Source organism: Tepidibacillus decaturensis, assembly GCF_001561915.1.
Lineage (GTDB): Bacteria > Bacillota > Bacilli > Tepidibacillales > Tepidibacillaceae > Tepidibacillus_B > Tepidibacillus_B infernus.
The window spans coordinates 1,230,528-1,249,664 of sequence record NZ_LSKU01000001.1; the positions used below are offsets into that span (position 1 = coordinate 1,230,528).

Sequence of the window (19,137 nt, forward strand, 5' to 3'; positions counted from 1 at the left end):
TGCTTGTTTCTTGTAATGAAAGGGTGAATCTAGCTTTATTTTTTTAAATCTTTATCATCAGCTTCAAACCCAAATTCCCTACTACTAAAGTTGAATGAGTCATTTACACTTAATGTTGCAGATGTGAATATCACACTTTCTTTCCTATCAAATAAGAATTCCTTCAGGTAGGACCCAACTTCAATCGGTGCCGCATATAAGTATGAGCTCAATCTTTTTCCACGACTTTCTGTTTCAACCCAAAATACCATTTCTTTATTTTGTAGATAATTCCATTCTGAAAAAGCAAACATCATTTCCTTTACCTCTTTTAGATATCCATTCAAATCAATAACCATGCTTTCTTCTGCTTCAACATGTTTCAATCGGCGCAAAACATCCTCAAGTAAATTGCTTAAGTCAGTAAGCTGAATATAAAGATTGTTCGCGATCTCCTGAATGGTGATCCAATTTTCTCGTTCTTTTATTTTGTCTGTAACTCTTAATGTCTTGCGACCACTCTCCTGAGCAGAAGCTTCTTTGTTCACAAAATCCCCAATCATTGAAAAATAAAGTTGAAAATCATTTTCTATTCTTGGTAATAAAGAAATGATCTGGTTTTGAATAAAGTTGGCAATAGGAAAATAGTCTGGATTTTGCGAATGAATCAAATCATTCATAAGCAAAACAAGAAAACCATTTTTGGCATCTTTATATAATCTTTGCAATAAACGGTTTACCACATATTGATTGACCTCAAATCCTAAATGTTTTGATGCCACTTCACTAAAATGATGAGCTTCGTCAATCACCAACCGTTGATAAGCAGGTAAAATCCGATGTTCAGCTTTTAAATCAGTTAATAACAATGAATGATTTGTAATAATAAGATCAGCATTTTGAGCCTTTTGTTTTGCTTTATGATAAAAACACTGTCTAAACCAAGGGCATGAACGATTTAAACATGAATCCGCATCGCTTTTCACTTGTTGCCAAAGATCACGTCCACTTAAAGATAAGTTAATTTCTTCAACATCGCCTGTTTCGGTTTGAGCAACCCATGTTAGCATCTGAGATAAATTTACAGACTGCTCTTTGTTTGGTTCTTCATATGGAAATTGATTTAGTTGAAGTTCAAACTTTCTTAAACATAAGTAATTATTTCGTCCTTTTAAAATCGTTGCCTTAAAATCAAAAGGTAAGGTTTTTTTTAGTAAGGGAATATCCCTTTGATATAACTGCTCTTGCAGGTTGATTGTATGAGTAACAATTACAATTTTTTCTTCATGTTGTTTTGCCCAAAAAATAGCAGGGATTAAATAGGCTAAAGATTTCCCAGTTCCAGTTCCTGCTTCGACCATTAAATGATATCCTTCCTCAAAAGCATTCATGACTTCTAAAGCCATTTGTTCCTGAGCAGGTCTTATTTCAAAATCAGGAAAACGTTCAGATAATAATCCATTTTTTTCAAATATAAGATCGAATGATAACTTAGTTGATTTTTCAGTAGGAATCCTAGAATTATCTATCTCTTCTTTTTTCAAGGCGATTTGATTGATCAACTCATAATGCTCATCTTCAGAATAAAAACATATTTTTTGATGAGTCATTTCTTCTACGATTAGATACAAATCGTGGTGAGTGTTCTTTATCAATTCTTGTAAACGCTGGAGATAGGCCAATGGCATTTCTTTTAGGCGATTAAACAATTGTAAAAGTATAGTTGCTGTTGCATATGCATCAGCATCAGCACGGTGTGGTTGTTCATGAATAATCTCTAATTCCTGTGTCATCGAGTCTAACTTATAACTTTGCACCATTGGTAATAAAATCCTGGACATATCCAATGTATCGATAACAAGGCCAGAAAATGGGAGGTAGCCAAGTTGGTCTAGAGCATTTTGGATAAAAGCTAAGTCAAAAGGGGCATTGTGGGCAACAAAAACCGAACCTTCTAATAAAGAAAGCAGCTTTTGCATGACTTCATCGATTTTTGGTGCATTCTTAAGCATATCTTCATTGATTCCAGTTAAATCTTGGATATATGATGGAATTAATTTGTCGGTATATACAAAAGAAGAATAGGTTTGTTTGATTTTATCATCTTCTATTAAAACGGCACCAACTTGAATGATGGTATCCTTATCCGGCTGATTACCTGTTGTTTCTAAATCTATGACTATAAAGCGATTCAATTGTGTCACCTCTAACCTTTTCACGCATTCTTTTATACTATACTAGGAAATAAAGGATATGAAAAGGTGAAAGAAGAAAAAAGCCCAAAACAAAGGGCTTATCTTTAATGAATCAACTTTAGCCAAGAATTTTTAGCTTCCTCCACATGGCCAAGTAAATAATGGTTATAGCCTAAATAATAAAACCATTCCCGTCTCTTTATTCCCTTTTAACCATTCATTCTTGGCTAAGCCAAGCAAAGCTTCTGATTGAAAAGGTTCAAGTTCCAGCCATTTTTTATACCATTGTGTCGCCTGTTCGAAATGAAGTCGTTTTTCAAAATTAACGGCGATTTGTCGGACGATCATCGGTTGTTTGGCAATGGTATATGTTTTTTTAGCCATTCAATCGCTTGGTCATATTCCCCTAATTTTTGATATGCTTTACCCAAATAAAATAAGACTTCCCAATCATTTGTATTGATTTGAGCCAATTCTTTCAAATAGGAAATGGATTCATGATAATGCTTAGTTTGATAGTAAAGCATTGCTAAATTAAAAATAGGTTCTGTCCAATTCTTCTTTAATTCTATTGCTTTCTTAAAGTGATAAATTGCTTGTTCTTCATCACGTTCAAGACCATAGATCATCCCTAATAGATTATGTCCAAGAGAAAGAAGGTCTGGATCATCTGAATATTTGAAAAGAATCAGAATTTCACGTTTGGAATAAGCGTATTCTTTCTTCTTAAAATAGGTCATTGCTGTATATAACCGAGCTAAATTAAAATCAGGATATTTCTTCGTTGTTGTCTCAAGATGAAGTATAGCTTGATCGTACATCCATAAATCAAAGAAACCTATACCCTTTTGAAAAGTGATGAAATCCTCTTCATCAAGTTTTATGACGACTTCAGAATATTTTTCAGTCATCGTGTCAGTATCTTTCATTACATGAAGATCCATATCTAATAAACCATGATCTTTTTCGAACTGACGTATTTTTTCATTTAATTTTTTTAATTCTCCAGTAATCTCTTCACTCATCTCTTTGATCGATAAATATTTTTCTAATAAAGATAATTCTTCATCTATGCTATTGGTAACCTCAAATTCTTTACCTAATCGATCCAATGTTTGAGTCATATGGGCAAATAGCTCATGGTGAATCATTAAATAGCCCTCCCTTCCTATCCACAGTGTTTGTCATAGATAGGAAGAATATACGACCCTAAACTGATTTAGATGGTTATATCACCGGAAACAACTTTAATCATTTCTCCATTTTCTTTCTTAACGATTAAATATCCGTTCTCATCTACCCCATATATTTGACCATAAATAAAAGATGTTGATTGCGTAACAACGATAGGGGTTCCTTTCTTTAATAAAAGTTGATTATATTCATCAAAAAAGGGTGCAAATCCTTTCTGATGAAATAGCTCATAGTTTTTTTCAAATTGTTCTAGGAATTTACATAGAATTTCAATTCTTTTTGGATTCTGATTGATAAATTCTTCTAAAGATCCTGCTTTTTGTTTAAGTTCCAATGGATATTTGGTTTTATGCGTATTAATTCCAATTCCAATGATCAAATAGTGAATCTGATCTTGCTCTCCATGCATCTCTGTAAGAATTCCTGCAATTTTTTTCTTTTCAAAATACAGATCATTTGGCCATTTAATTCGAATATCAATTCCATATAAACTTCTTAATGCATTTGTAAGTATGATAGAGGCAAATAAAGTAATTTGAGGTGCTTCGTTATAACTAAAAGAGGGGCGTAATAGGATACTCATCCAAATCCCTTTTCCTTCGTTAGAAAACCAAGATCTTCCTAGTCTACCTTTTCCATTTGTTTGTTCATTCGCAATGACAATTGTTCCATGCTTAGCCCCTTGTCTAGCTAATTCATGTGCTTTAGTCTGGGTAGAATCGATTGATTTAAAATAGACAACGTTGCTCCCAAATATCTTTGTGTGACATTCTCTTTGGATGATCTCTGAAGAAATATCATCGGGTTCATTTAATAATCGATACCCTTTTTTTCTTACGGCTTCAAATTGGTAACCTTCCTTTTTTAACTCTTCAATTTGTTTCCAAATTGCTGTTCTTGAAATTTGCATTTGTTGACTTAGTTCTTCTCCGGAAATAAACTGGTGATTCGATTTTAAAAAAATTTCCTTTAGCTTTTCCCTCATTTTTGATCCCCTTTTAATTCTAATGATTTCTTTAATAAGATCTTAGGATCGTTTAAAAGTTGGCCATATACCACCTGCTCAAAAAGCTCCTCTAAAAGTTCTCTTACCCAAGGCCCACCTGGGCGATTAAAGAATTGCAGAAGATCATTTCCTGTAATGGCTAAATCTTTTATTTTTCTTACCTTTAAATCTTGATCTGTATAGAGTAGCTTTTGTTGCCAGTATAACCTTTCTTCTTCGCTGATCTGCCCTAACATCCAGGTCATTTCTATTGCTTTAGAACACGATTGAAAATCTAATTCAACCAAGCAACGTTTAAGCTGAATCAGTTGTATTCCACCTTGCATCATAGTTAAGGCACTAAAGATTTTATTGATCTTTACTTGTTCTTTTTTAGAAAATTTCATTTCACTTAATAAAAACAACCGTTCCTCTTCCTTTAAAAAATAAAATATGATTACCCAGCGTAAGAGGACATCAGATGTTTTAGATAATAATTCAGATAATTCTTTAGGATATAAGCTTATAAAACGTGTATCCTTCAACCCTCGTATATATTGGATCAGGCCAAGTTCAAATAAACCCGAAATTCCATATCCCGGGTTTTCTGAAGCCATTATCTTGTCCATTTCTGATTTAATTCTCTCCATTGCAATATATTGTAAGTAGGATCCAACCTCTAAGATGCCTTGTTTTGTTTCTTCCTCTATCTGAAATTGTAGTTGAGAAGCAAAGCGAATAGCTCTCATGATACGCAAAGGATCTTCGAGAAAACGGTCTTTTGGTTTACCGACGCTAATAACCAACTTAGATTTAAGAGCGGCCTGTCCTTGGAATGGGTCAATTAATAGACCATTAACATCCATGGCCATAGCATTTATGGTAAAATCCCTTCTCTTTAAATCTTCAACTAAACTAGAGACAAATTCAAGATGCGAAGGATGACGATAATCAAGGTACTGACCCTCCTTACGAAAGGTCGTAACTTCAAAAGGGACTCCTTCTTCAACGATCGTAACAGTGCCATGCTTCAATCCAGTTGGAATTGATTTAGGAAAAATCTGCATCACCTCTTCGGGTAAAGCATTTGTTGCGATATCGATGTCATGAATTTCCCTTCCTAAGAGAAGGTCTCTAACCATTCCGCCAACAAAGTATGCTTGATAGCTATTCGTGTTAAGTTGTTTTAATATTTTTCTTCCAACTTCAATCTTCTCCAACATTTATTCTCCTTTATACTTGTGTACAACCTCTCTCCAGGCAAAATCTCCTTTTTCCATCGCTTTAACGAGGATTTCAGCAGTCGCAACATTTGTGGCAACAGGTATACCATAAACATCACATAAGCGTAATAGTGCAATAATATCAGGCTCATGGGGTTGAGCTGTAAGCGGATCTCTAAAGAAAATAATAAGATCCAACTCATTTTCCGCTACCATTGCACCGATTTGCTGATCTCCTCCCAAGGGACCAGATTGAAAACGATGAATTTGCAAATTGGTTTGTTCCATAATTCTCTTTCCTGAAGTCCCTGTCGCATATAACTGATGTTTTGAAAAAATAATTTCATAGGCAATCATGAAATTTACCAATTCATCTTTTTTACGGTCATGTGCTACTAAAGCAATTTTCATTTTTTTCTCCTCTATTCTTTTGATTTCTTGACTAATCTAATAAATGTTCTAATCCATAAACTATGCCGCGTAAACTTTTTACTTTTTTAATGGCTAAATTCACTCCAGGCATAAAAGACTCTCGATGAATAGAATCATGACGAATGGTTAAAGTCTGACCTAAGTCACCAAAAATCACTTCTTGATGAGCAACCAGACCAGGAAGTCTTACACTGTGAATGCGAAAACCTGAATATTCCCCACCTCGTGCACCTTTTAAAACCTCTTTTTCATCAGGGTGACCTTGGTAAATTTTCTTTCTACTTTTGCTAATCAGTTCAGCTGTTTTTATTGCCGTACCCGATGGTGCATCAAGTTTTTGATTATGGTGCATTTCAATGATTTCAACATGGGGCATGTATTTTGCTGCGATTTCTGAAAATCTCATCATCAAAACGGCACCTATTGCAAAATTTGGGGCAATTAAACCACCAATGTCAAGCTCTTTCGCTAGCTTGTCCAAAGTTGAAATTTCCTCTTGAGAAAGCCCAGTGGTTCCAACGACTGGGCTAACCCCCATTTGCAATGCGATTTCTATATTTTTTTTAACAACATGTGGCGTTGTAAAATCAACATAGACATCTGGCCTTCCAGCAATGATTCCCTCTTCAAGCGTTCGATAACAATCAGATTCAGTTGGATCGACTCCGCCAACATATTCTAATTCCTCATCATTTAATACCATCTTGACTACCTCTTGACCCATCTTGCCATTCGCTCCAGCGACCATTACTTTCATTTTGCTCATTCAATCACCCTCTTTGTACAATTTAGAATAATATTCACGTAGTTCTTTTGCTTGTTGATGAAATGGATCTAATCCAAATACCATATTAAATTCCTTTATAGCTTGCGGTAGTCGTTGTTTTTCACCATAATAAATACCTAAGATAAGGTAAGCCTCAATATTTAAAGGATCCAGTGTTTTAGCTTGAATCAATATATTTTCAATTTCTTCTGTAAGTATCCCTTTTTTCATCAAATCTGCTGCAACCATGACTAGATTTTTGGCCTGTAAGATTTGAAGATGGTACCTATAGGTTAGGTTATACTGGAGTTCGCAAGCTTTTTTGGCTGCTTCTATTGCTTCTTTCATATCCCCATTTCTAGAGTAAGTGATAGATAATTTGTAATAATATGAAGCATTTGTTGGTTCACACCGAATGGCTTTATTAAAAGCATCAATCGCTTTTTGAAAATCATTTTGGAATATGGCATGATAGGCTTCTAAAAGATATTTTCTTCCTGAACTCATTTGCCTTCACACCTTTTTGCTAGCTGTAGCCCTTTGTATAAGATAATATATGACTGAAGCACTAGTTCGGTGTATTCTAGTGTCCATTTCATCAATATTTTTAATAACGTTATCGTACCCAATTTTTTCTTATAAATCAATAGATATGGGAAATTCTTGCATTTGACGAGAGATTATTTGTATAATGAGAATGATTTTGACATGAGGAGTTGTCCTATGAACTTGAGTTTTAAAAATTTGAGCTATCATCTTAAGAATCTTTTTTTATTGCAATCGGAGCCTTCATTTTTGCCTTTGGTCTTAATTATTTTACAATTGCTAATCGTTTGTCGGAGGGTGGCTTTACTGGGATTTCTTTATTACTGAACTACATCTTTGGTTGGTCTCCAAGTGTTGTAATCCTTATCTTAAACATTCCTTTATTCATTATTGGTTGGATGAAGCTTGGCCGCAATTCAATGATTTACACCATCATTGCCACTGTTTTAGTCTCTTTATTCCTATGGTTAACAGAGGATTTTCGAGAACCTGTTCTTGATCTACTTCTTGCCTCCCTATATGCAGGTGTGTCCGTAGGAGTTGGTTTAGGCATTATTTTCCGTTATGGCGGGACAACTGGAGGTGCAGATATTATTGCTAGATTAGCTCATAAGTACTTTGGTTGGGGCATGGGTCGTACGATGTTTATTTTTGATGCCTTTGTCATCGCTGCTTCCTATTTTTATATTGGAAGGGAAAAAGCAATGTATACATTAGTTGCTGTTTTTGTTGGGGCTAGAATTATCGATTTTGTACAAGAAGGAGCTTATGCAGCAAAAGCTGCCACAATTATTTCGGATCATGTACCAGAAATCTCAACAAAAATCATAAAGGAAATGGACCGAGGTGCAACCATTTTGAAAGGAAAAGGTGGATACACTGGAAGTGATAAAGAGGTTCTCTACTGTGTGATTAGTAGAAATGAATTAACACGATTAAAATATTTAATTCATTCCATCGACCCAAAAGCTTTTGTGGTTGTCAATGACGTTCATGATGTGTTAGGTGAAGGATTTGAAAAAAAATAAAATAGCAAAATCAGGTGGAGTAACTCCCCCACCTGATTTCCTGAAATACTAATGTAATTTAAATAAGTTTATTTTTAAGTTGAATAACGAACTCCTTTAAACTTACGCCAGATTACATAGCTTAAGGCTATAAAGATTGTAATACCCATTCCAACAGATGTTTTCCAAATCGTATTTTCCCCTATATAGTTAACCCATGTTTCTTTTCCATCACCATAAAATAATTGATTTATATTTGTTCGTAATTGATTGAGAAGGATTTCCTTATTTTGATCTACTTGTTGGCTAACCAGTGCCTTAATCAATGAATCAGTTCTTTCAACAACATACGGAGGCTTTACTACGATAATAGCTGGCCTAATTAAGAGATAGTCATTTTGAAAATGAGTATAGGCTACTTCTATTTGTTTTGCATCTTTAGTTTTTATTTTTTGCTCGATTGTATTTAAATCTTTATTAATTACCGGATAGTAACGATGCCAATAAGGTTGTAACGGGTGAGTAAGAGCATCTATCGCTAGATACAATTGTGTCGCTGAATAGAGAATAGATTTTTCATTTGGTGAAATAGCTGCAAGCTCTTTTTTTGAGTGGATAATGACTGCTGATATTGCTTCAATTCCTTCTGTAGTGGTTAACCCCTTATAGGAGATGGTAGGAAATAAGAGTGACAACTTTACAAGTTCCCCTTTTGCAGCTGCGTACTCTTTTATCTTTACTTTTTCATAGAATATTTGCGATAATCTTTGCAATTCTTGTAATTTGCTCTCTTCTGTCTCTGAAGCATGAACGAATGGTATATATAATTGAAAGAAAAAGAAGATTATCGCTATAACCATGACAACATAATTTTTATTAAACATCCGATTCACCCCTTATCCTATACTATTAGGGGTTGTACGACTTTATGCTTTGTTTCTCCTTAAAGTGAAAAATAATAAAAAAGTAAATAGACTTAGAGCAAGTGTATATTTCCCTACAACATGATCGATTTGACTAATGCTTTCCGGTAACCATGGATGTACATCCTGAGTATAATCAACAAAATCATTGATGATAATCCATACCCCTGAGATAAGAAGTTCGGTTATGCCAAAGGAATACTTCTTGACATATAAAATTGCTTCAAATGCCATTCCTAAATGGGAAATTATTAACATCACATCAATCCATGTAATCGATTGGATTGTAATAAGATGAATTAATGAGTGATCTTTTGCTAATGCACCCCAAATAATCATCGCTACCGCCCATATTCCATATTTGAAGGAAGTTAGTGCTGCAATTGCTTCGATTAGAGGGGCTTTCTTTTTAAAAAGGAAAAGGATAAGAAACAAAGTAAAAAAAGTACTAGATGTTGGGCTATCAGGTACAAAAATGATCCATTTTTTTGGGGAGGCCATAAGTTGATTTTTGTACCAATAAAATCCATAAATCGAACCTAAAAAATTAATCACAATTAATGAGATTAGAAACCATCGTTTTTCTAAATAGGATTGAATCGAATTCCATATGTACTGCATCGTATTACTCCTCTCAACTAAGTAGAAAAAATATCCACTCTATTTTAACACAAAACCCATAATATTGAAGCAAACAGAAAAAACCTGAGTATAAAGGATACCCAGGTTTAGAAAATTTATTTTTCTTCTTCATTTAATAATTGTTTAAGTTGATTGGTTAGTTCTATAAAGGTTTCTTTATCACCTTTGATTAAAGCCACATCGATTGCCGCGTATAATTGCTCCTTATTAAACTGACGAACCGCCTTATCCAAGACCATCTCCGCCATAAGATCCAGCAAAGAATCCTTCACAAGGTTTTGTCTTTCCATCGGATTTCCCTCCAATACCGCGGCATATTCCGGGGAGTTTTCCCGGTCTTTAAAAAATAAACCGATATATATTTCTTCCTCTGGATTAGAACGAATATCTAAGAATGCTGCCTCTACATCAGGAGTGACACGATTTTTTTGTAAAACTTAAAAGGTGTTAATGTAACACACTCAGATGAAATAAATAAAGATTTGGGTAGGTCATGAATGTCTTCAACGAAATGTACTTTTTCTAATATTTTATCATTTGAAGCGATATAAGTAAGTAGCCAAGCTGCTTCTTTTTTTGCTAATGTGTACGAACTTAAAAACCATTTAATAAAATCTTTTTTGTCATTCACTGTGATCATCATAGTGCCTACCTCCTATCATATAAATATGTTTGTGTTTTTATATTATATTCGAAAAATAGCAAGATTTCCTTTCCTTTTTTTAAAAAAGTGTCAGAAAAGTTTTGGAACTTAATATACGATCTCCTTTGCCTCAAAACTCTCAAAGTCATTAATCCAGTGATGTCCTTCTTCCGTAACACGTAAAAATGGAATCCCATCATCATTTCCTAATTGAATGAGACCAAGATGTAGCATCATTTTGATGATTCGTTCTTGAAAAATCTGTTCTTTTTTTTCATAATAATGGTCTTTCAACCAAAAGAGAGTTAACTCTTGTAAATGATCTAAACGTACCCATTGTTGATATGACATCAGATCGATAAAACGAACGATCAAAGGCAAAAAGGGAATGGGATGTTTATATAAACGAACCCAAAATTGATATAGTTTCTTGCTTTCCTTCATTCGTTGATGTGATCGTTCAACCCATTGGATTCCTAATGTGGTTAAGCCTAAAAAACCTTTTTCTCCTTCATCAATCCATTTTTGATAATATGCATAATCATACAGCAACGAGAAACGGTCTGGATATTCATCATACCTTCTACCATATCCAAAACGAAATGCTTGTCGTTTTAAAGGCTCCTCAGGTATGATAAAGGACTGAAAAATGGCATATTGCTGTCTTTTGTAGATGTTCCCTTCATTTGTTAGATAGATATCCTCTTTGCGTATTGTATTTAGAAAGGTGAGTAAATCAGAAAATAAAAGATCTATCTCATCACGGTAAAAGGGGATTTCCTCTTTCACAAGCACTTGTTTTTGTAATTTTCGAATAAGTGATTGTAATATTTTCTTTTTTAGGTCTTCGGGTACTAAATAGATCAGTAAATGTTTCTTCCCTACTCCTTGAAAGATCCAACCTTTTTTCAATGCTGTTAATACAATTTCTCTTGGTTTTTCATTTGATTGTTGAAGTTCAATTGCTTGTTTTCCTTTTGCTAATAAATCTTCAATTGTGTACTTGGTTCGTGAGTCTAAATATAATAATTGAACAAAAGTGCGTTCTATATCAGTTAGTTGATCGATCATTTCCTCCAATGTGTTATTTTGAAAAAGAGTATAAATAATGGATTGAATCATCTCTGTTTTCGAATGGCGGTCACATTGACATTGATAATGGTCAACAATTTTATTGATATGCTGTATATCTGCATAGATTAACATTTCATTAAGATTCAATGTGATCATCTCCATGGCCTGTATTTTTACTATTATTGCCATGATTTAACAATAAATATTCCATTTAATATCAAAAAAAAGACCAAAATCTACTCTTGGTCTTTTAATAATTGTAAGAGTTGTTCCTTAATCATGTTCAGTTGTACCTGTGTAGGATCTATTGCTAAAGATTGTTCCATCATTGATAATGCCTTATTATACTGCTTTGTTTCTGCATAACAAGCAGCTAATTGTGTCAATATTTTTGGGTCAGGCTCTATTTCGATCTGTTTTTCATAACACTCAATCGCTTTTTCTATCTCACCATTTTTAAAATACAAATCACCTAAATCATGACAAATTTCTTCATCTGAAAATTCATGATATATCATTTCATATTGCTGGATTGCCTCTTTAACATCTCCATATGCTTTAATTATTTTGGCATACATCAAATGTAAATTTAGATCATCCGGATCAATTTCCAACGCTTTATATAGAATTTCTTTTGCTTTTTCCCATTCTTCCTGGTGTAAATAAATTTTCCCTATTCTTTTTAAAGCAGGTAAAAAGTATTCATCGATACTTAATATCTTCTCTAATTTCTGAAGTGCCTGTTCATGTTCATGTTCCCTTTCATAGGCATCAGCCAAAGAGGTCAAAACCTCTAAATTTTCTGGTTGTAATTCTGCGACCCTTTTTAAAGCTTTAATCCCTTCAGAAATTTGACCGATCTGAACAAGTAACATTCCTTTTAGGTATAAAGCCTCCTCTTGATCAGGATACCTTTTAAGAACCTCTTCGTAGTGGTGTAATGCTTCATCAAAATGTCCAATACTATATTCAGCTTCACCTAATGCTAAAAAATATAAAGGTTCTTCTCCATCTAGTTCAGTTGCCTGTCTAAAGCCTTCAATTGCAGACTCAAAATCACCTAATTCAAAAGCGTATAACCCTTTCTGATAATAATAAAAGGGAATCTCCTTATTTTCTTCAATTGCTTTGTTAATATATCGATAAGCCACTTCTGGTAACCCTTCATCAAAATAAAGTTGGGATAAAAAAACATAATCATCATCTGTGGGATCAAGACTAATAATTTGATGCATTAATTCTAGTGCCTGGTCATAATCCCCTTCTTTATAAAAGATTTCAGCTTGTAATCTATTTAATTCAATTGGCTGAATCTGATCTTTAATCTGTTGAAGCATATCCTTGGCATCCTCAACATGCCCTAAAAATAAATGAATCTTTATGATATCTATTTTTTCTTCTGAATTTAGCTTATGTACATCAATACTTTTTAAAAGAGTTAATCCTTCTTCAATATTTCCACTTTTAAATTGCTGAACCATATCTGCAATGCGCTCGGAAAAAGACTGCGGCATAAAATTGCACTCCTTAATATTGCTTAATATTGGATTGTTACACTCATCATATATAAAAAACCACACTTCTTCAAGTGTGGTTAGAGTTCTTTTCTTCATTTGAGATCCAATTCATCAATAAAGTGATCATCGATAAACCCAAAATAATGATTACAAGAAAAAGTTGCAATTTTGTTTGATCATTTTCATGTGGATGATAAAGCTTTGGTTCACCTATACTTGCTACCATTCCTTCTTGGATTTCAGAAAAACCTAGGTTAGTAAAGGATTTAGCGAAGTCGGTTGATTTTATAATCGATATAAATGAATCATTCGGTGCAGATGGGGTATACGTATTAGGGCTAGGTTTTAAAAATAGAAAACTAAGAACAACCCCAATAAGGAAAACAATAGCAATCAAAGAACCAATGTTTATCGTGCTCTTATGATTGGTAATAGGCTGCTCATGAACCGGGACAGCCCATCTATTTTCATTGATAATCCTTTCCATCACTTTCCTTGATAGATCACTTTTTTCAATTGGTTGGATCCTATCCATGTTATCTTTTCATCCCTTCATATCAGACCATTGATGTTCATTATGTACGTAAGTCTCTAATTGGGATTTAATACTTCCCCTTGCTCTAAATAATAATGATTTTACCGAGCTTACAGTCGAATTTAAAATATGAGCAATTTCTTTATAATCCATTTGCTCATATTCTCTTAGAATGAGAGCTGATCTTTGCTTTTCAGGTAAACAGTTGATCGCTTCTCTTACTTTTTGTACGCTTTCATTCCTTAATAACTCTTGTTCTGGTAATAAATTAAGTGAAACTTGAAAAGTTTGTACTGTTTCATCCAAAAACAACTCTGAATGTTTAGATTTTCTAATTTCACTTAATGTGGTATTTCTAGCAATCGTATATAACCAAGTAGAAAAAGTTGCCTCTTCATCTCTAAATGTATCTAAACTCTTAAATGCTTTGTAGAAGGTTTCTTGGCATATATCCTCTGCATAGGCCTCCATTCGATACGTTCGAAGTAATTGCAGGATAAAAGCTTGTATTTTCTTTTCATATCTTTGAATCAAGATGGAATACAGCTCAATTTGACCATCTTTTATCTCCCGGATTACCTGAGAATCTGTCATCCCAAGAATCCCCCTTTAAAGTTTCCACTCTCATACTATATGTTTATCTCTTATTTTTAGAATAGCTTTAAATAAATTGATTCGTCAATAGATTTCTTCATATATTCACTTAATTGTTGATATTTGGCGCAAATGTTCAAAAAACTGGGGATAAGAAATATTAACGGCTTCTGCCTGCTGAATAATAATAGGCTCCTTTGCAATCAACCCAGCTATAGCCATTGCCATTCCGATCCGATGATCACCATGGGTAGATACCTGACCCCCTTGTATCCTTTGCTTACCCTCGATAACAAACCCATCTGTTAACTCTTCTACTTTGACACCTACTTGGCGCAATTCATTGACAATGGTGGAAATTCGATCACTTTCTTTAACCCTTAACTCTTCTGCATTCGTTACTTTTGTTATCCCTTCTGCTTGTGTTGCAACAACCGCAAATAAAGGTAATTCATCAATAATTTTTGGAATCCAATCCCCCGAGATGGTTATTCCCTGTAGATTACTAGATTTAACAAGAATATCACCTACAGATTCATTTCCTTCATAGTGTAAATTTAATATTTCTATTTGGCCATTCATTTGTTGCATTGCTTGTAGAAAACCAATTCTTGTCGGGTTTAATCCGATATTCTTTATTCTTAATAAACTATTTGGAACTAAAAGAGCGGCAGCTATAAAAAAAGCTGCAGAAGAAAAATCACCGGGTATATTTACTTCTTGGCCTTCTAATCTTGGACTTGGCCAAATGGTCACTTCTTGGTTTGTTTTTTCTAATTTTGCTCCAAACTGAAGCAACATATTTTCACTGTGATCTCTAGATTGAAATGGCTCGATCACTGTTGTTTTCTGATCTGCAAATAATCCAGCAAATAGAATTGCTGATTTTACTTGAGCGCTGGCTACTGGTGAATGGTAGGCGATTCCTTTTAATTTACCGCCTCTAATAGATAGGGGTGCATATTTCCCCTCTTCCCGACCATCTATTTTGGCTCCCATTAAAGAAAGGGGTTCCTTGATCCGTTTCATCGGACGTTTTAAGATAGAGTCATCTCCAATAAGTACACTATGAAAGGGTTGCCCAGCTAAGATACCAGCAGTTAAGCGTATTGTTGTCCCAGAATTTCCTACATCAAGAACATATTTTGGTTCTTGTAATTGATTAAGACCCTTTCCCTTAATAATATATGAAGTCTCAGCAACTCTATCAATTTCCACACCTAATTGTCGAAATACCCTTATTGTGCTTAAACAATCTTCTCCATTTAAAAAACCATGAATATGGGTATTCCCAAGGGAAAGGGCACCAAGCATCACAGCTCGATGAGAAATCGACTTATCTCCAGGTACCTCAATAGACCCTTTAATCGATGTAATGGGATGAATAATCTGATTCATAAACTCCCCTGCCTATACAAATATTTTATTAAGCAAATTGTTTTAAAGTATCCACTACTTTTTCCATTTGTTCTTTTGTGCCAATGGTCACACGTATCCAACCTGGAAAGCCAAGTTTGGACCCAGCCCTAATGATAATTCCTTCTTCTAAAAGTTTCTGAAAAACTAGCTGATCATCTGTGTTCACATTTACAAGAACAAAATTGGTTTCTGATGGAAAATAAGAAAAACCAAGTTGTTGAAGTTCATCTAAAAAATATTGTTTATTTTTCTCGTTCTGTTCTTTGCAATATTGAATAAATTCCTGATCCAAAATGGCCTCTTCAGCACTTACTTGAGCAAAACGATTGGCATTAAAAGGTTCCTTAATTCTTAATAGATCTTGAATCACTTTTAGATTTGAAATACCATAACCAATCCGAAGTGAAGCCAAACCATATATTTTGGAAAAGGTACGTAATATCATCAAATTTGGGTATTTAGATAGAAGTTGTAAAGAATCAGGGTATGTTTGATCAGTTACATATTCAGCATATGCTTCATCTAGGATGACTAATTTATCTTTTGGTACAAAGTCGAGAAAAGAAATAAGTTCTTGCTCTGATATGATCGTTCCCGTAGGATTATTTGGGTTACAGATCCAAATTAAAGCTGTCTTTTCGGAGATTACCTCAGCCATTTTCTCTAAATCATGTTTTCCTTCTACTAAAGGGATTTCGATCACTTTTGCCCCTTCCATTAAAGCATTCGTTTTGTACATAGGAAATGTAGGGGTAGCCATGATCACCTCAGTATTTGAATTAAGATAAGCCCTTGAAAGATATTGTATGATTTCATCAGAGCCATTTCCTAAAATAATCTGTTCTGGAGCAATATGATATAAATCAGCAATTCGTTCTTTTAAATTTCTACCTGCACCATCAGGATAAATCGTGATCATCTCTAGTTCTTTCAAGATCCGTTCTCGAATCCGTTTTGAGGCACCAAAAGGATTTTCATTTGATGCTAATTTCATAACATTTGTAAGACCTAATTCTTCTTGTACGTCTTCGATCGGTTTACCAGGTTGGTAGATCGGGATCTCCTTTAATTCAGGATTTAAAATCATTTCTTTCACCTCATTTCAATGTTTAATTTTATCACTTTACTATATTAAAATCTATAAATAATTGATCTTCCTTTTCTTCTATCTTTTTAATTCATTTAATGTCTCAAATATAAACTTTGGATCAATATTTTGTTCAATTTTTACCTGGCCGATGGCAATAGGCAATACCATTCGAATTTGGCCATTTTTAAATTTTTTGTCTCTCAACATAATATTCATCATTTGGTTTGTATCATATTCTTTTGGAATAGAAGTTTTACATTTAAATTTTTGAAGAAGATGTTGATAAAATGCCTCTTCTTCTTTACTTAACCATCCAAGTTTTGCAGCTAATTTGGCCGCAAAAAACATCCCAATTGCTACTGCTTCCCCATGCAGATATTGATAATTTGAAAGTGTTTCTATCACATGTCCTAATGTATGGCCAAAATTTAAGATTGCTCTAATCCCTTGTTCTTTTTCATCTTCCATTACAATATCAGCTTTAATTTTAATTCCTTGTTTAAGAGCATAGCTTACTGCCTCTTGATCAAGATGTAGGAGAGAATCTGCGTTTTTCTCCAACCAATCCACAAATTGCCGATCTGCAATCAATCCATGCTTCAATACTTCCACTAAACCAGAGCGGACTTCTCTCGTTGGTAAGGTAGTCAAAAAAGAAGTATCATATAAAACGAATTGTGGTTGATAGAAAGAACCGATTAAATTTTTTCCTAAAGCATGATTTATACCTACTTTGCCACCAACACTACTGTCGTGTGCCAGTATGGTAGTTGGACATTGAACATAACGAATTCCTCGCATGTAAATAGAGGCAACAAATCCAGCTAAATCACCAATGACTCCTCCGCCTAAAGCCAAAATGACAGAAGAACGATCTAACCCATGTTGTATAGCATAAGTGATGATCTTTTCAACTTCTCCGATGGCCTTTGAAACATCCCCTGCAGGAACCACATAAGAGATGGCATCAAATTTGTTTAATTGGTCAACCACAACTTGCAAATAAAGAGGGGCAACATTTTCATCAGAAATAATTAATATTTTCGTTTTTTGACTGATTCCAGTTTGTATTAGTAATTTAGGCAACTGGTTTATGATTTTCGAACCAATGAGGACTGGATAAGCATGGTTAGTTGTTTCGATTCTAATCGTCTTCATATCAATACTTCCTTATCTGTTCTTTGTAAATTTGGTATTGATGCGTAATTTCTTCATAAGAATCTCCTGAAAATTTTTCAAAAAAGGCATTTGCCAATTCCCAAGCGATCACATGCTCGGCAACAATACTAGCTGCAGGAACGGCACAAGCATCTGAGCGCTCTATGCTTGCTGCGAAGGCTTCTTTTGTGTCGATATCAACACTTTGTAATGGCTTATATAACGTAGGAATTGGCTTCATAACGCCTCTTACAATTAAAGGTTCACCCGTAGTCATACCACCTTCAATCCCTCCAGCCCGATTCGTTGAACGATAAAAACCCTTCTCTTCTGACCATAAAATTTCATCATGAACCATAGAACCAGGTAGATTTGCTACTTTAAAACCCATTCCTATTTCTACACCTTTAAACGCTTGAATACTTAAAATGGATTGAGCTATCTTACCATCAAGCTTCAGATCCCAATGAACATGACTTCCTAATCCAATCGGTAGTCCTAAAGCAACGACTTCTACAATACCCCCGATTGAGTCCCCTATCTCTTTTGCTTCATCTATTTTCTTTATCATTAAATTACTTTCTATTTCTTCTGCGCATCTTACTTCCGATTGTTCGATCTGTTTCTGAAGTTGTTCTAACGAACGATCTACTGATAGTTGAATAAATGTTTTAGATTGAATACCACCAATATTAACAACATGACTCATAAGAATAATACCATACGGTTTAAGTAATTGTTTCACTAATGCTCCTACTGCCACTCTAATCGCTGTTTCCCTTGCGCTTGATCTTTCTAATATATTTCTTAAATCTCTATGGTTATATTTTAAACCACCGTTTAAATCGGCATGTCCAGGTCTAGGCTTAGAAACTCTTCTCGCTGATTCATCATCCACTTGATCAACACTCATGATTTTCTTCCAATGAGAATAATCTTTATTTTCTATGACTAAAGTGATTGGGGCACCAGTTGTTTTCCCAAATCGAATCCCACTTTTGATTTGGACTTGATCATTTTCTATTTCCATTCTTCTGCCCCGACCATATCCTCCTTGTCTTTTCTTTAGAATATCATTGATTTCCTCTATCGAAATAGAGAAACCACTAGGTACTCCTTCGATAATTGCAGTTAACTGAGGTCCATGAGACTCACCAGCAGTTAAAAATCTCATTACATCTTCCCCCTGTTCAAGAAAATAATCTACCTTCTTTT

Annotated in this window: 20 protein-coding genes and 1 pseudogene; 1 reads left to right on the forward strand and 20 read right to left on the reverse strand. The window is 34.3% G+C overall.

All coding sequences use genetic code 11. From position 1 onward, the window contains the following. Window positions 1-35 precede the first annotated feature (35 nt). The 8 genes from U473_RS05915 to U473_RS05950 all read right to left on the reverse strand — a co-directional run bounded on the left by U473_RS05915 (window position 36) and on the right by U473_RS05950 (window position 7,281). Entirely contained in the window at window positions 36-2,174 is a 2,139-nt protein-coding gene (locus U473_RS05915) for an exonuclease domain-containing protein (protein WP_153012010.1), read from the reverse strand. A gap of 165 nt (window positions 2,175-2,339) precedes the next feature. Next, window positions 2,340-2,558 (reverse strand): hypothetical protein, encoded by a 219-nt coding sequence (locus tag U473_RS05920; protein WP_068724333.1) that lies wholly within the window; start codon window positions 2,556-2,558, stop codon window positions 2,340-2,342. Beyond that, the gene (locus tag U473_RS05925; protein ID WP_068724335.1) at window positions 2,519-3,325 is read right to left on the reverse strand and encodes a tetratricopeptide repeat protein; all 807 of its coding nucleotides are present in this window, start codon (window positions 3,323-3,325) and stop codon (window positions 2,519-2,521) included. Before U473_RS05925 ends, U473_RS05920 begins: the two co-directional genes overlap by 40 nt. Window positions 3,326-3,393: 68 nt before the next feature. Then, window positions 3,394-4,353, reverse strand: a complete 960-nt coding sequence (locus U473_RS05930; protein ID WP_068724337.1) for a biotin--[acetyl-CoA-carboxylase] ligase — start codon at window positions 4,351-4,353, stop codon at window positions 3,394-3,396. After that, window positions 4,350-5,573: a CCA tRNA nucleotidyltransferase gene (locus U473_RS05935; protein WP_161937292.1), complete on the reverse strand. Its 1,224-nt coding sequence runs from the start codon at window positions 5,571-5,573 to the stop codon at window positions 4,350-4,352. Before U473_RS05935 ends, U473_RS05930 begins: the two co-directional genes overlap by 4 nt. 3 nt (window positions 5,574-5,576) lie before the next feature. Continuing rightward, complete coding sequence (mgsA, locus tag U473_RS05940; RefSeq protein ID WP_068724341.1) at window positions 5,577-5,987, reverse strand: methylglyoxal synthase; 411 nt, start codon at window positions 5,985-5,987, stop codon at window positions 5,577-5,579. Between the two features lie 31 nt (window positions 5,988-6,018). Continuing rightward, on the reverse strand, window positions 6,019-6,774 hold the full coding sequence (dapB, locus tag U473_RS05945; RefSeq protein WP_068724344.1) for a 4-hydroxy-tetrahydrodipicolinate reductase: 756 nt from the start codon (window positions 6,772-6,774) through the stop codon (window positions 6,019-6,021). Next, entirely contained in the window at window positions 6,775-7,281 is a 507-nt protein-coding gene (locus U473_RS05950) for a tetratricopeptide repeat protein (RefSeq protein ID WP_068724346.1), read from the reverse strand. Between the two features lie 266 nt (window positions 7,282-7,547). Between U473_RS05950 and U473_RS05955 the strand changes: the two genes are divergently transcribed. Next, window positions 7,548-8,348: a YitT family protein gene (locus U473_RS05955; RefSeq protein WP_068724349.1), complete on the forward strand. Its 801-nt coding sequence runs from the start codon at window positions 7,548-7,550 to the stop codon at window positions 8,346-8,348. Window positions 8,349-8,422: 74 nt separating this feature from the next. Here U473_RS05955 and U473_RS05960 read toward each other — a convergent pair whose 3' ends face one another. The 12 genes and pseudogenes from U473_RS05960 to aroC all read right to left on the reverse strand — a co-directional run bounded on the left by U473_RS05960 (window position 8,423) and on the right by aroC (window position 19,096). After that, entirely contained in the window at window positions 8,423-9,211 is a 789-nt protein-coding gene (locus tag U473_RS05960) for a sporulation protein YpjB (RefSeq protein ID WP_068724351.1), read from the reverse strand. A gap of 42 nt (window positions 9,212-9,253) precedes the next feature. Beyond that, on the reverse strand, window positions 9,254-9,871 hold the full coding sequence (locus U473_RS05965) for a DUF1405 domain-containing protein (RefSeq protein ID WP_068724353.1): 618 nt from the start codon (window positions 9,869-9,871) through the stop codon (window positions 9,254-9,256). Window positions 9,872-9,987: 116 nt separating this feature from the next. Continuing rightward, window positions 9,988-10,182, reverse strand: coding sequence for an IDEAL domain-containing protein (locus tag U473_RS15185; protein ID WP_068724355.1), 195 nt, complete (start codon window positions 10,180-10,182; stop codon window positions 9,988-9,990). An 81-nt stretch (window positions 10,183-10,263) separates the two neighbouring features. Then, a pseudogene (locus U473_RS15190) lies at window positions 10,264-10,535 on the reverse strand (YpiB family protein); the annotation flags it as partial. A 108-nt stretch (window positions 10,536-10,643) separates the two neighbouring features. Then, a complete protein-coding gene (locus U473_RS05980; RefSeq protein WP_068724361.1) occupies window positions 10,644-11,756 on the reverse strand; it encodes a hypothetical protein in 1,113 nt (370 codons plus the stop codon). Between the two features lie 89 nt (window positions 11,757-11,845). After that, window positions 11,846-13,123, reverse strand: coding sequence for a tetratricopeptide repeat protein (locus tag U473_RS05985; RefSeq protein WP_068724363.1), 1,278 nt, complete (start codon window positions 13,121-13,123; stop codon window positions 11,846-11,848). Between the two features lie 70 nt (window positions 13,124-13,193). Then, window positions 13,194-13,661 carry a hypothetical protein gene (locus U473_RS05990; RefSeq protein ID WP_068724365.1) on the reverse strand — a complete coding sequence of 156 codons (468 nt, stop codon included), beginning with the start codon at window positions 13,659-13,661 and terminating at the stop codon, window positions 13,194-13,196. 9 nt (window positions 13,662-13,670) lie between these two features. Then, window positions 13,671-14,255: an RNA polymerase sigma factor gene (locus tag U473_RS05995; protein WP_068724368.1), complete on the reverse strand. Its 585-nt coding sequence runs from the start codon at window positions 14,253-14,255 to the stop codon at window positions 13,671-13,673. A gap of 105 nt (window positions 14,256-14,360) precedes the next feature. Further along, window positions 14,361-15,653 carry a 3-phosphoshikimate 1-carboxyvinyltransferase gene (gene aroA, locus U473_RS06000; RefSeq protein ID WP_068724370.1) on the reverse strand — a complete coding sequence of 431 codons (1,293 nt, stop codon included), beginning with the start codon at window positions 15,651-15,653 and terminating at the stop codon, window positions 14,361-14,363. A 28-nt stretch (window positions 15,654-15,681) separates the two neighbouring features. Then, entirely contained in the window at window positions 15,682-16,761 is a 1,080-nt protein-coding gene (hisC, locus tag U473_RS06005; protein WP_068724372.1) for a histidinol-phosphate transaminase, read from the reverse strand. 78 nt (window positions 16,762-16,839) lie between these two features. Beyond that, window positions 16,840-17,922, reverse strand: coding sequence for a 3-dehydroquinate synthase (gene aroB / locus U473_RS06010; protein WP_068724374.1), 1,083 nt, complete (start codon window positions 17,920-17,922; stop codon window positions 16,840-16,842). Window position 17,923: 1 nt separating this feature from the next. After that, complete coding sequence (gene aroC / locus U473_RS06015; protein ID WP_068724376.1) at window positions 17,924-19,096, reverse strand: chorismate synthase; 1,173 nt, start codon at window positions 19,094-19,096, stop codon at window positions 17,924-17,926. Between the last annotated feature and the right edge of the window lie 41 nt (window positions 19,097-19,137).